Origin of the sequence: Labilibaculum sp. K2S, from assembly GCF_030372765.1 — a bacterium.
Lineage (GTDB): Bacteria > Bacteroidota > Bacteroidia > Bacteroidales > Marinifilaceae > Labilibaculum.
Map to the genome: position 1 here is coordinate 1 of NZ_JAUCMW010000016.1, position 15,100 is coordinate 15,100.

Sequence of the window (15,100 nt, forward strand, 5' to 3'; positions counted from 1 at the left end):
TACTATTATTGGCTTGTACTACTTATCTCTTTTCATACGCAGATGAATCAACAAATTTCATTCATGTAAGAGCAGAAGTAGGAAGACAGCAAACCATTGCCACAAGTGTAGTAGAAGATTCACTTGGTTATCTGTGGCTTAATTCACACACAGGTATTCTGCGCTTTGACGGATATGATTACCGCCAATATTCAAACAGCGAAATATTTGGGAAGGAAGCATCTACTGCCTCAATTCTTAGCTTATTAAAAGATTCTCAGGGAAACATATGGTGCGTATCTAAAAAAGGCTCGATTTCCAAACTGATGCCATCAGAAAAATTTTCGCCGCAATATTCCAACATCACCATGTTAGCGGAACATCAAACACTGGAATCTGTTAACATTGGTTCGTCGAGAATTTGGTTAGGCAGTAATTTTGGAACTGTAATCGGTCAATCTCTTGCAGATTCAACAATTATTAGATTTGACATTTACTCATCCAATGAAACCATTACATCCATTACAGAAGGAAAAAACGATATCGTATGGTTCAGCACCAACAAAGGCCGAATCTTTAAAGCAAATACATCGACCCGGGAACTTACCGAGCTAAAAGGACCTTTCAATAATCCATTCAATACCACTATCTTAACAACTGATAAAAATGGAAATCTTTGGATTGGAACAGAACTTTACGGATTATTTTCTTACAATCCGGAAACAGAAACCTACGATCAATTTCACAACAAAGCCAAAACTTCACATTTTGTTCCAACCAATATGATCATCCGCATTTTCCGCGACAGCAAAGGAATCATTTGGGCGGGCACTGACGGAGGCGGACTGTATCAAGTGAATCCGGAAACGAAAGAAGTGAGAAGATACACTCATTCGAAAACCAATAAATTTTCATTACAGAGCAATACAATTATTGGACTGGGAGAAACAAACAACAACGATATCTGGATCTTCACAAATTATGGCAATATCAATATATTACCCAGTGAGTCATCAACTTTTGGATATTATAGCGGCAGTCTTTCGGGTTCTCCAGCAAGAGTTCTATCCATTTTAAAATGTGAGAATGGAAATCTATGGATTGGTACCGATGGGGAAGGAATCACCATAATTGATAAAACAGGAAAGGCGATTCAACAATTTGTTGCAAAAACCAACACAGCCAATGGACTGACAGGAAATTACATTCAAGCCATGGTTGAGGATGAAAACCAAAACAAATGGATTGGAACTTACCTTAACGGATTACTCCATTACAATACAAAGACAAATAAATTCTCATCGATAAAAGCAGTAAATAAGGTCGGACAGATGGCTACAGATATCAGGTCTTTATTCATCGACAATAAAAATAGAATTTGGGTTGGCAGTAACGTGGGGATATCAGTCTACTCACTATCCGGCAAACAAACCGCCTTTTATCCGCACAATAAAAATGGCCTTAAAGGAAGTATCGCAGAGGTCTTTTTAAAAGATAAAAACAATCAGATTTGGATAGGAATGATTGACGGTGGATTGTTCTTATTTCAAGAGGAAAAAACATTGGAAGATTCCTTTTTCATCCCGTTTCAATTAGTAAATACTAAAAATAAGGTTGAGAATAGTATCAGTCACGGTACTTCAGATGATCACGGAAACCTCTATTTTGTAAATTCTTATTCCAAACTACTTAAATTCAGTACTAAAGAGAAAAAGACAGTACCTATTACCGGATTTAATAATGAAGAAATTCACGGAGTTATGGCTGTAATTGCTGCAGACAGCTCAAATTTATGGGTTTCACGGATAAACGGTATTTCTCATCTGGATCTTGCTGCAGGCCGCAGTTATTTTTATTCGTGGAAAAACGGCACTTTAAAAGATCGTTTTCTTTCGGGAAGTGCTGCCAAAGATAAAGATGGTATTCTCTATTTTGGAGGTGTGGGCGGATTAAATCATTTTGATCCCTCCCGAATAAAAAAAACAAAGAAAGAGTTACGCCTTCGAGTTAATCAGCTTAAAATTGTGAACCGGGATGCAGAAGAATTAATTCCGGAACAACTGAAAGCAGGTATCGAGCAAATCAAAACTTTAAAGCTCAATCATGAGCAAACCTCTTTTTCTTTTCAATTCTCAGTAATAAACGATCATCTGGATCCAAACTATTTTTATGCCTACCGGCTAAAAGAATTTGATAATGATTGGATCACAACCGAAAACATTCGGGTGGCCACCTATACCAATATCCCTTATGGCAATTATACGTTTGAAGTAAAGGCAGGAACCAAAAGAAACGTTTGGGATATTCAGACTCAAACAATCGAGGTTAAAATTCTTCCTCCATTTTGGCTAAGATGGTGGGCTTATTTGATTTATACATTCCTAATTTTAATCATCAGTTTTTTTATTATTCGTTATTCCATTATGTGGGCACGATTAAAGAAAAAACTGTATTTAAAAGAACTTCAAAATGAAAAGGACAAAGAATTATATGAATTAAAGATGAATTTCTTCGCAAAAATGTCGCATGAAATTCAAACGCCGCTAACCTTAATTTTATCGCCCATCGAAAACATGATTGAACGCGCAGAGGGGAATTTATTGCTTAGACAACGCCTACAGGTTATTAAGAACAATGCGAATCGGTTATCGCGGATAGCGATGGAATTAATGACAATACGAAATAAAGAATTGGGAAAATTAAAAATCAGCGTCAGCGAAAATAACATTATTAAAGATATTAATAAAACAGCTCTTTCTTTTATGGAGCAAGCCAGATTCAAACAAATTGATTTTAGCGTGGAAGGAGTTGAAGAAGAAGAAATTATGCTTTGGTACGATCAGCAAAAACTGGAGCATGTAATTTACAATCTTTTGGCCAATGCCTTCAAATTCACTCCCAAGGAAGGAAAAATAATAATAGCCGTTACTGAGAATATTGAAGAAAGAAAAGTAGAGATTAAAATAACCGATACCGGCATTGGTATTCCAGGCAATGAACTCACAAATATCTTTAATCTGTTTTATCAATCGAAAGATGGAAAAGCAATTGGAGGAACAGGAATAGGACTGGCCTTAAGTAAAGAATTGATTCTCCTGCACAAAGGGGAAATCTCTGTTGAATCTGAACTCCATAAAGGAACAATATTTACCATTTCAATACCAACTGGTAATCAGCATTTCAGACAGGACGAATTTGCTTATCATGAATCCAGCAGGGAAGAAATAAATGAAACTCCGATTCTACCTTCAAATATCACTCATGAATTAAGAGAATTAATTCATGATGAAAACAAAAAAAACATCTTGATTGTTGAAGACAATTATGAAATGCTGCTGTTTTTGGAAGATAGCTTTAAAATTTTCTACAATGTAAAAGTTACTCAAAATGGACAGGAGGCTCTTACCTGTCTGTCTGATTACAAGGCTGATATTATTTTAAGTGATGTAATGATGCCAATTATGGACGGAATTACACTCTGCAAAAATTTAAAAGAGAAAAAATGCACCCGTCACATTCCAATTATATTACTGACAACAAAAAATACAACAAGTTCGAAACTGGAAGGGCTGAAATTTGGTGCGATTGAATACATTAACAAACCATTTAATGTAAAAGAGCTCCTATTAAAAGTAAACAACATTTTAGATGCTCAAAGAAGAGTAATCGAACAATATCGTGCTGAGATTCTTACAAATTGCAAAGAACTTGAAATAGAATCTCCGGATGAAAAGTTCATAGAATCGGTTCTTCTGGAAATAGAGAATAATTTTGAAGATCCGGAATTTAGATTGGAAGAACTAGCCGTGAGTTTAAACATGAGCTATTCCAACATTTACCGAAGATTTCTGTCTTTAACAGGTAAAACACTAGTCGATTTTGTCCGCACATTCAGATTGCGAAAAGCCGTTCCTATACTCATTAATCACAATTTAACCATCTCGGAAATTGCTTTTAAAGTAGGTTTTAATGATCCTAAATATTTTTCCAAATGCTTTAAAAAAGAATATAAAAAAACACCTAAACAATACAAACTGGAATATGAATCGGTGAGTTCTTCAGATAATTTAAGCCCGGATATAGATTAATTAATTTTCTGATGAATAAATCCCTCCATAAATACAAATTTCTTCTGTTCATACTTTCGTCTTTCCTTTTTGCCCTTGTATTTATTACAAGCGTGAAGAAAATTGATCATTTGAGTTCCTCTGACGAATACTGCATGTCTTGTCATGTGCATTCTCATGCTGATAATGAATGGAGAATATCATCTCATCACAACAATAAAAGTGGTGTTATCGTTCACTGTGTTGATTGCCATTTACCACCCAAAGAACATATGGCTTATTGGCCTGAAAAAATAAAAGCAGGCTCAAGAGACCTTTACTCCTATTGGTGTAAGGATATGGATAAAATTAATTGGGACGAAAAATCCACTCTGGAAAAAGCAAAGCATCATACATTCACAGGGTCCTGCATCAGCTGTCACCAAAATTTATTTCCCTTGCACTTATCAAAGAAAGGAGATGAAGCACACTTTTACTATAAAAACAATTCAGTTAATTTAGATTGCATCAATTGTCATTTAGGTGTTGGACATGGTGAAAAGGAATCACTCCATGAAAATTCCAACTTTTTAAAATCCTCACAAACTGAAATAAAATACCACCAAGCTGCAGAGGTGAAGCATTTTATCAATTTCACAGAAAAAATACCGGGAACATCAATTGCTTTTGAAATGATAGCAGTACCAGCCACAGTCGAAATGGAAAAGTCTTTTTTCATGGCTAAAACAGAAGTCTCGTGGAACGAATACCAAAGCTTTCTTAGTGAAACAGAATCAGAAGGTCGTACCGAAACCAATACTGATGTTGATGCAATTTCAGGAGCAACCCCACCCTTTGGAGATCCTTCGCAAGGATGGGGAATGGGAAACCGACCCGCAATTACTATGACCTGGCATGCTGCAGATACTTATTGCAAATGGCTTTCTCAAAAAACAGGGAAAACTTACCGTTTGCCAACCGCAGCAGAGTGGGAATACGCTACCGGAACAAATAAAAATGAAGAATTCTTTTTTGGTGGTAAAACGTCAGACTACACAGCAAAAAACATTGTTCTGAATCTATTTCAAAAACCGAGCGGTAAAATCAATAATTACGTGATTTGGAAAGAAAACAGCACCGGTAAAACGGGTTTGCCGGAAGAGGTTTTGCCAAACAGATATGGAATTTTAAACCTGCTGGGCAATGTTCGTGAATTTTGCCTTGATACGATAAAAGCAGATCAGAAAACCGAATATCTAATCAAAGGAGGATCATTTAAAAGCTCTGTGCACGAACTGCTTTTAAATTTCAAAGATCATACCCAACATGACAAATGGATGATGACCGATCCTCAGATTCCAAAAAGCATCTGGTGGTATTCCGATTGCAATGATGTTGGTTTCCGTGTAGTTTGCGAATGGCCTCAGGAAAATCAGAACAACAGAATCAAATAATCTTCATTTTTACTCTCCGACAATATGAATAGCAATGATTACAACAACAGCCGAAGAAATTTTCTGCGCAATGCTGCCACTGCAGGAATCATAGGTGCCATTGGAATTAATCCCTTTCTAACCTCTTGTCAATCGGGCAAAAAGAGAGAATATACTTTTCCTCCCATGTTGAACAGAGCGCCGGATGGTTCGCTGTTAAAAGCTGGTATTGTTGGTTGCGGTTATCGGGGAACGGGTGCGGCATTAAACTTTTTAAACGCCGGATCAAATGTTGAAATTGTGGCCTTGGCGGATATTTTTCAAGACCGTATTGATGCTTGTCGTTTGAAAATAAAAGAACAAAAGGGACTTGAAATTTCTCCCGACAAGTGCTTCTCAGGCATCAATTCCTTCGAAAAACTGATGAACTGCGACATAGACATTGTGATTCTTGCAACTCCGCCGCACTTCAGACCACAACATTTCGAAGCTTGCGTAAAAGCCAAAAAGCATGTCTTTATGGAAAAACCTGTGGCTGTCGATCCGGTTGGTGTTCGTTCGGTAATGGTATCTGCCGAAAAGGCGAAAATGCTTGGTTTATCGGTGGTAACCGGAACCATAAAACGTCATCAGCAGGATTACATTGAAACGTTTAAACAGGTAACCAAGGGAGAAATTGGAGAAATTGTATCAGCCAACAGCTATTACAACGTTGGAAAGCTTTGGCACAGAAACCCACGTGCAGATTGGTCTGAACTGGAAAACATGATTCGAAACTGGGTCAACTGGTGCTGGCTTTCGGGCGATCATATTGTAGAACAAAATGTCCACAATTTAGATACCGTGAATTGGTTTGTAGGCAAACATCCCGAAAAAGCTCTTGGGTTTGGTGCCCGGCATCAGAGAATTACCGGCGATCAATACGACCAATTTAGTGTCGATTTTGTGTACGATAAAGATGTTCATTATCACAGCATGTGCCGTCAAATTAATGATTGCAGTAATTCAATTTCTGATCGTATTCAAGGAAGTAAAGGAAGTACAAATTGTGAAAACACGATTTACAATCCAGATGGCTCTGTAAAATGGACTTTTGATTATCCCCGAAAAGGAGATGGTTCCAACCTAAGTCGACTTACAACAAACCCTTACGACCAGGAACATATCGATTTGCTTACAGCCATTCGAACCGGAAAACCAATAAATGAGGCTTTCCAAATTGCAGAATCAACGCTCACAGGTATCATAGGAAGAATATCAGCTTATACCGGAAAAGAAGTAAGTTGGGAAGAAATAATGAATTCTGATTTGTATTTGGGACCAAAAATTTATGTGATTGGGCCTGTTGCTGTTTCAAAAGAAATACCCAAACCAGGAAGTAGTCCGAAGTAAAAAGCCATTTCACCACATTGTGAAACGGCCTTATCAATCAGTATTTTATTGGAATCATTAAGCCTGATCGTTCCATATTAAAGCGGCTGCACCTAAAACTGCCGCATCATCACCTAATTCCGAAGGCAACAGGCTAATTTTATTTTTATACAGGAACAGTAAATTCTTTTCCATTGCCTCACGAACAGGTTCAAAAAGAAGCTCGCCTGCTTTTGCCAGTCCTCCAAAAAAGAAAATAGCTTTAGGACTGGTTACCGAAGCAACATTTGCCAAAGCTTCCCCTAACATTTTTCCGGTATAGGCAAACACTTCCATCGCCAGCAGATCTCCGTCATTGGCCGCATCTGCAACCATCTTTGCATCCAATTCATTAAACGAAATCGCCCGCAAAGAACTTTCCCCCAAATGTTTTGCCAACATCTTATACGCAGTTCGTTTTACTCCCGTAGCCGATACATAAGTCTCCAGGCAACCTCTTCGTCCGCAACCGCATTCCCGTCCTTCCGGGCGCATAATAATGTGTCCGACTTCTCCGGCAAATCCATCATGTCCGTAAAGCAAATCGCCGTTTACAACAATGCCGCTTCCCAAACCGGTACCCAGAGTAATCACCATGAAATCATCCATATTTTTGGCACCTCCAAATATACGTTCGCCCAAAGCAGCAGCATTGGCATCATTGGTCAGTTTTACAGGTACATTCATGCGTTCCTTCACCAAACGGGAAATTTCCAACAATCCTTTCCACCGTAAATTGGCAGCATTTTCGATTGTACCGGTATGATAATTTCCATTGGGGGCTCCAATACCTATGCCAATTAATTTAAGATCTTCGCTTGAATCTTCAATCGTCTTATCAATTAAATTACATAAGTCATTCAAAAAATCCTCAAACCGTTCCTGCTCCTGAGTTGGAATGGTTCCATTTCCCCATGATTTTCCGTTTGCATCAATGCATGAAAAAACCGTATTGGTTCCTCCTATGTCTATACCTATTGCTATATCTGTCATTCCAATTTATTCTAATTTTCTTTCCAATAAAAATAGTCCTGATACTACTCCGGTTGTCGGACTAGTACTACTCCAGTTGTCAGACTAGTACTACTCCGGTTGTCAGACTAGTACTACTCCGGTTGTCGGACTAGTACTACTCCGATTGTTGGACTAGTACTGCTCCTGTTTTGGTTGTGAAAAGTAAGACTTACACACAAACTACTTAGCAAAGCTAGTTCTTTCTTTTTTTTAAACCTCTAGTTTCAACTTTCCAAATGATGATGGAATATGAAAATCAGGGTCTTTAGAATCCGGTTTCACCCAGGAAATCCATCTTAAATCTGCGTCCAGCCCTTCTTCAGGTAATTTCATACAGTATCCACGATACAAACCAGCTTCTAATGTGCGATTTTTTAATAATCCCAATCCTTCTAATGAAGATAGTTTTATAGCTCCTTCCACTACATAACCTTTGGTATTTGTCGAAGCTTTTACCTCCAGATCTTGAGATTCGGGCCACGACCATTCATAATCAAAATCACGATAGTAGTGCGTCATGTAATCCAATACACGTCCTCGAGCATCCATTTCCAAACAGTAATACGGATTTAATTTTTCGTCTTGTCTGAAAAAGATTTCAACCCGATCACTATGCACCACTTCCATTTTGTGATCTTCATCAACGTAAGTCAATACATTATCATCTTCTACGTCGAAACGGAAATAAAAGTACTGCTCATCGTGCAAAGCTCTGAAATTGGTTTTGGGCGCTTTTTCATTTTCCCATGGGAAAGTAAAATCAGAGTTCACATCAGCCATTTCCCATACGGGATGCATTTCTTGTCCGGTAATTGTTAAAAGGCCCTGTTTTATTCGTTTTACGATATATTCGGTCATATTCCTTAAAAAAAAAGTGGACCGAGAGACAATTGTCTCCCGATCCGGGGTATTTATGTGTGGTACTTAAAACGGATTTTCTTCAACTGCTTTTTCAAGATCTTGTGCCATGGCAACAAACTCTTCAGCATTCATCTCCTTTATATAAACCAGACCATGAGTAGCTCTTACCAACGGATGATTATTTTCGTAAAAGAAGTTCTTGCCCAAAAGCAACTGAATTTGTTTCAACTGCTGCACCCAAACCTTTTGTGTCAACTCGTTGAATTTGCCATCGTACTCGTAGCTTGGAAAAGATGCATTCACCTGACTTAAATAACTTTCGGTAAATGAGTTTTCCATAACATCAAGAGCATTCAGAGAAACCGGAACAATCGAATCGGCTTCGGAAGGATGGTATTTAAACCAAACATTTCGGTAACCAACAATTCGAAGTTTCGATAAATCCTCTTCCTCTTTCCACTCCTTAACTGCTCCTGCAATGGCTTGCAATACTTTATAATGTGTATCCGGTCCACTACCTTCCGGATCCATAGCCAAACTAATAATTGTTGGTTTGTATTTTCTGAATTCCTCCAAAACCGGAAGCATGTCCCTGTTTTTTTCAGGTGTTTCGGTGAACACATCACCCTTATAGAAACCCAAACGCAGGTGGTGAACATTTTTTACAGGAGTTCCAAAATGAGCCCAAACCAACTCCTCTTCAAACTCACGAATCATCCCTTTCATTTTCTGAACTTCAGGAGAATTTTTACCTCCATCGTAACTGCTTTCCAAATCTGAAATAATAAAAGCAATTGTCTCATTCAGATGTTCCTTGCTGTTTACTTTCCAGGTTTCAACAATGGCACGGATTACACGATGACACAAACCTCTTCGCTTTCCGTTTTGATTTCGGGCGGCAACCGAATTCAGGAAATGATAAACATCTTTATCCCATTTCTTACTAAATCCTACCTCGAAGAAATCAGGATATTCCAGCATTTGGATCTCACCTTTGGCGATAAATTCCTGACACTCCTTTAATACACCAATCACAAAACCATTCGTTACTGCTGTAAAACCAGATGTAAGAACAGAAAAATGAACTTCATTGCTTGCAGAACGCATCTGACGGTTGGTGTATGGCATAATTCCCAGCATGATATCATCATGATGAGGACCGGTATGATAAATTACCTCGCTGGTATCAGGCTTCATCCCTTTTTCCAACTTCTTTTTGATGGAATCAATAACAGTCTGAACTGTTCCTGTATTCAAATCAGGAATTTGACTGGTATAAGGATCGGCCTTTAAATCTTCCAAAGTCAAATGATGACCATACTTATTGATTTTCTGACACAGATCGATAACAGCTCTTTCACTTTTCGCATTTGTCCAATCTCCTGTTTTGTAAAATTGGTTCACACTATCCGTCAGTTTACAGGCCGCTCCTGTTGTTAAATAAAAACGACTGTTTTTCTGACGCTGAAGCACTGAGGCTGGATAAATAGCATCAGGCTCGCTTTCCAGTGATCCTTTTACAATATCAGCTTTAGCTTCACCTGCAGCAAAAATAATTGAAACTGCATCTCGATTATGGGTAATTGTATCCAAACCAATTGTGATAACCAAACGGTTTCTGGATACTTCAATACCGCCCAAATCGCCTGCTGCAACTGCTTGTGTCTCGAAATTTGTTTTTGTTAATCGCGTAGTCGAAAAATGATCCGATCCACGGGTGTTAAAGGCAATATGACCATCAGGACCAATTCCGCCCAGGAAAAACCCGATGCCGCCTTTATCGCGGATTTTTTGCTCATAAGAAGTACACCAGTTATCAATCATGAAAATTGATTTCTGCTGCATCTCTTCCACAACACTTGTTGCCTCACGGTAACGAAGCGACAAATCAATATTGTAATCAGGAAAAACTTCCAGAAAATGTTTATTATCTACCAATGGAATTTCCTCTGAATTAATTAGTAATGAATTGGATTTCTCCAGTCCAAAACCATCAATATAGTATTTCATCACATAGTTGTAAAAACTATTGTGCTGGCGCGGATCAATTGGATAAAACTCATCAATCTGAACAAACTGCAAACCACTCAAATCTGGTTTAGTCATGTCTCCAAGTCCATATTGACTTCGGATTTCCATTCCTTTCGCCTTGTTCCAATTCTCAAGAAGAAACTGAGTATACTTGATAAAATACTCCGGAGTTTTACCTGTTGGCAAACTAATTACTCCCTGAGGATTTTGTTCTGCCCACTCCAAAAAACGAAGTGAAGTCATCAAACCTAATTTTGGAAAATTATCAACCGTTACATAAGGTATTTTGGCTGTAATTTCCTGCACTCCTGATAATTCATGGAATGCCTGCTCTACTTTTGATGTAAATAATGTTTTCATTTTCTTTTTATTTCTATAATCTCTTAACCTTACTCGTTTAAAACATTTCACTTTCGTGAGAAAATGACTGTTTGCTTTAAATTACGCTACCACACGATTAAATACCGGGTTTGGTATCAGAAATAAAACTCCTTTTATTGCACTGATAATTCTTTGCTGTATTTTGACACCACTTGCTTCATTTGCTCATATTGCTCTTCCATGCTTGTTAATAATTTGTATTGAGCATGAGTTCTGATCAAATTGTGCTGCGGTGATTTAATTTTATAATACTGATCTCCGTCGATGTAGTCCATTAAAAACCGAAGAACTTGTTCGAAAGTGATATATCTGGCCGAAAAAGCAAGATATTCCAGTTCCGGAGCTGTTAAAAACGAAACTGTTTCTTCCAGGTATCCTCTGGTATATGCTTCGAATATATCCATATCCATGCTCACATGATCCAAATTCTCATCATCCTCTAAGCCGGTATTGGTGTATGATCTCATAGCATCACCATAATCATTCAGCACCGTGCTGTTCAATACGGTATCCAAATCGATCACACACAAATCATTTCCCTCTTTATCAAAAAGAATGTTGTTAATTTTAGTGTCGTTATGAGTTACCCGTGTGGGAATGGTTCCGTTCTCAACCAAAATCCAGAATTCAAGCATTTCCTCACGGCGATCCTCAACCCAGGCAATCTCTTCAGTCAATCCAGCCTTACGGCCTGCAGGATCTTTGCTCAATACTTCATCCCATTGCTTAAAACGGAATCTGATGTTATGAAAGCCTGGAAGAATATCTACCAATGGCTCTTTCATATCCGATAACATCGATTGAAACTTCCCGATCCCCTTTCCTCCTGCATAAGCCAATTCCGGACTGTCCGCAGCTTCATAGGTCAAGTTGTCTTTAATAAAAAGACACATTGCCCAAAAGTCGCCCACTTCATCTTTGTAAAACAAATCACCATTCTTTGCGGGTGTAATTGTCATTGCTTCGCGCATGATATCACCACCTGCAGCAGCTATTTTCTGCTTAAGGTGAGTTGTCACTTTTAAGATATTCCCCATCATTCCGGGCACATCCTTAAAAATGTTCTTATTCTTGCGTTGAAATAAATAGCTTGGGTCTTCTTCAGCAAGGGTTGTTACAATAAATGTATCGTTAATAAACCCTTCTCCAAGAGGTTTAATTTCCGCTATTTCCCCTTCAACAGAGAATTTTGAAGCTATTTCTTTTAAATTATTTGTCATATTTCATCTTTGAATGAGGGCACAGGAAATGATTACTCATGCCCAAATTGGATTCATTATTTTGTTCTTATTTTATGTCCTTTTAAACCGTAATAAAGAATATAAAGAAAACAAGGAACACAAACCCAGTAGGCATTTTGTGCTCCGGCAAAATCCTTCATAAAACCGTAGATTGTTGGAATTAAAGCACCGCCAACAATAGCGATAACCATTAAGGATGAGCCTGCTTTAGTGAATTTTCCCAAATCAGTCATTGCAAGCGGCCACAAAGCAGGCCACATTAAGGAACATCCCAAGGCCATAAATGAGATAAAGTAAATCGATAAATCTTCAGGTGAAAACACAACCATTAATGATCCAAACAAGGCTGTTACCGCGCAAATTCGAAGGGCTGTAGCCTGATTAAGATATTTAGGAATTAAAGCGGCACCACAGATGTATCCAATAACCATACCTATCGGCGCAATCCATGCATAATATTCCGCATTAGCTAAGCCCAGAGCAGTTGCATAATCAACCAAGGTTCCTAACGAAACGGTTTCAACTCCAACATATAGGAAAAGGGCAAGCACGCCTAACAAAAGGTGTGGAAACTGCCAAATGGATGTTTTATTTGCTGCATAAGGACAATCGTGTGCTGAATCTTCATCTTCTCCTACTGCTTTTACTTCAGGCAGTTTAGCCAATAGTGCCAATACTCCCAGAAGAACAAAAACACCAATAATAATGTAAAAAGGGATGTTTATATCGGTTAGTGATACACTGTCCACTTCTTTTCCAATAATCAAAGCCAAAAATAACGGCGCAATCGGCCAGGCCAATTTATTGGCTATTCCCATATAACTCATCCGCTTTGCGGCGCTTTCAATAGGTCCTAATATGGTAATATACGGATTCACAGAGGCCTGAAGAAAAGTATTTCCCATACCACTAATGAAGGAAGCCAGCAAAAACAGAGGCAGACTTTCCATTCTTGCAGAAGGAATAAATAAATAAAAACCAACTGCAAACATGATAAAAGACAATGCCATTGTTTTTTTATAGCCAATTTTACCAATTACCAATGATGCTGGATATCCAAAAATCAGAAAGGCTGAGAAAGTAGCTGCAATCACTAAGTATGATTCGGCAGAAGAAATATCCAAAGCTTTATTTAAAAGCGGAATAATATAACTGTTTATCCCCAGTGCAAATCCGATTGCAAAAAACATTACTCCAACTATAATAAGAGGAACTACGTACCTATTTACTTTAGTATCCACTACTTTTGCGCTTACCATAATTTAAAATTTATAAGATTACTATTTCTATATTATATTCTAAAGTCTAAAATAATCACTCCCTCAAATTGCGTTTTTCACCAACTGCTTTACACAATCCATTAAATTACAGGCATACTCTTCTGTAGTTGCTTCGGAGTAAATTCGAATAATGAGCTCCGTATTTGATTTTCTGAGGTGTACCCATCCCTCCGGAAAACTAATCTTCAATCCGTCAATCGTATTGCAGGGATAATCAATAAATTTTCTGCGAACCTGATCCATTATGGCATCCAAATTGGAAACACCCTCCAGTTCAATTTTTTGTTTTACAATTTTATAATCAGGATAACCTGCCCGTAGTTCTGAACAAGTTAATTTTGATTTCGCCAAATAGGTAAGAAACAATGCCACTCCAACAAGCGCATCTCTTCCATTGTGCAATTCAGGATAAATCACACCTCCGTTGCCCTCACCTCCTATTACTGCCGAATGATTCTTCATTTCCCGCACCACATTCACCTCGCCTACTGCTGATTCATAAAACTCAACGCCATGCTTTTTGGCAATTTCGCGAAGTGCCATGGTTGATGATAAATTGGCAACTAAACTGCCTTTTGTATTTTGAAGTACATAATCAGCCACCGACACCAAAGTGTATTCTTCCCCAAATGCCTGCCCGTTTTCACAAACCAAAGCCAAACGATCAACATCCGGATCTACAACAATACCAAGGTCTAACTTTTCATTCTTAACACATTCCGATATCTCCACAATATTTTCAGGGAGAGGTTCCGGATTATGGGCAAAATTACCATCAGGACTGCAATTGATTTCCGTCACCTTTTTCACACCTAAAGCTTTCAGTAATTGAGGAATCGCAACTCCTCCCACCGAATTCACCGCATCAACAGCAATCGAAAAATCAGCTTCTTCAATCAGTTTTTTATCCACCAAAGGCAAATCAAGAATATGCTGAATATGAGTTTCTAAGTAATCATCTTTCTTAGAGTACTTTCCTAAATCATCAACATCATTGTAATTAAAATCCTGTTTCTCAACAAGATGCAGTAAACTCTTTCCATCCTGATCAGAAATAAATTCGCCTTTTGCATTCAATAGTTTTAGCGCATTCCAATTTTTAGGATTGTGACTTGCTGTAATAATGATACCTCCACCGGCTTTTAAATCGGTAACAGCCATTTCCACTGATGGAGTCGTTGCCAATCCAAGGTCAACCACTTCGATACCAACTGAAAGCAATGCCCCAACCACCAGTTGGTTTACCATCTCTCCACTGATTCTGGCGTCACGACCAACAATTACTTTTTTACCGGCACCGCTGTTTCGGAGCCACATGCCAAAAGCTCCTGATATGCTGACAATATCCATTGGTGTTAAGCATTGCCCTGGTCTTCCTCCAATAGTACCTCTAATACCTGATATTGATTTTATTAAAGTCATTT

The 15,100-nt window shown here is 38.2% G+C and carries 9 protein-coding genes; 3 read left to right on the forward strand and 6 right to left on the reverse strand.

What is annotated here, in order from left to right; genetic code table 11:
• The 3 genes from QUH73_RS15635 to QUH73_RS15645 form a co-directional block, all read left to right on the forward strand.
• On the forward strand, positions 1-4,067 hold a 4,067-nt coding region (locus tag QUH73_RS15635; RefSeq protein ID WP_289531380.1), incomplete at its 5' end, for a hybrid sensor histidine kinase/response regulator transcription factor.
• 11 nt (positions 4,068-4,078) lie between these two features.
• The gene (locus QUH73_RS15640; protein ID WP_289531381.1) at positions 4,079-5,479 is read left to right on the forward strand and encodes an SUMF1/EgtB/PvdO family nonheme iron enzyme; all 1,401 of its coding nucleotides are present in this window, start codon (positions 4,079-4,081) and stop codon (positions 5,477-5,479) included.
• A gap of 24 nt (positions 5,480-5,503) precedes the next feature.
• Complete coding sequence (locus QUH73_RS15645; protein WP_289531382.1) at positions 5,504-6,850, forward strand: Gfo/Idh/MocA family protein; 1,347 nt, start codon at positions 5,504-5,506, stop codon at positions 6,848-6,850.
• A 57-nt stretch (positions 6,851-6,907) separates the two neighbouring features.
• Here QUH73_RS15645 and QUH73_RS15650 read toward each other — a convergent pair whose 3' ends face one another.
• The 6 genes from QUH73_RS15650 to glmM form a co-directional block, all read right to left on the reverse strand.
• Entirely contained in the window at positions 6,908-7,861 is a 954-nt protein-coding gene (locus tag QUH73_RS15650) for an ROK family protein (protein ID WP_289531383.1), read from the reverse strand.
• 231 nt (positions 7,862-8,092) lie between these two features.
• A complete protein-coding gene (locus tag QUH73_RS15655) occupies positions 8,093-8,740 on the reverse strand; it encodes a carbohydrate-binding family 9-like protein (protein WP_289531384.1) in 648 nt (215 codons plus the stop codon).
• 66 nt (positions 8,741-8,806) lie between these two features.
• Positions 8,807-11,134 carry a glucosamine-6-phosphate isomerase gene (locus tag QUH73_RS15660; protein ID WP_289531385.1) on the reverse strand — a complete coding sequence of 776 codons (2,328 nt, stop codon included), beginning with the start codon at positions 11,132-11,134 and terminating at the stop codon, positions 8,807-8,809.
• A gap of 134 nt (positions 11,135-11,268) precedes the next feature.
• Positions 11,269-12,375, reverse strand: a complete 1,107-nt coding sequence (locus QUH73_RS15665) for a phosphotransferase enzyme family protein (protein WP_289531386.1) — start codon at positions 12,373-12,375, stop codon at positions 11,269-11,271.
• A 56-nt stretch (positions 12,376-12,431) separates the two neighbouring features.
• Entirely contained in the window at positions 12,432-13,655 is a 1,224-nt protein-coding gene (gene gluP, locus QUH73_RS15670) for a glucose/galactose MFS transporter (protein ID WP_289531387.1), read from the reverse strand.
• 63 nt (positions 13,656-13,718) lie between these two features.
• Entirely contained in the window at positions 13,719-15,098 is a 1,380-nt protein-coding gene (gene glmM / locus QUH73_RS15675; RefSeq protein ID WP_289531388.1) for a phosphoglucosamine mutase, read from the reverse strand.
• Positions 15,099-15,100 lie beyond the last annotated feature (2 nt).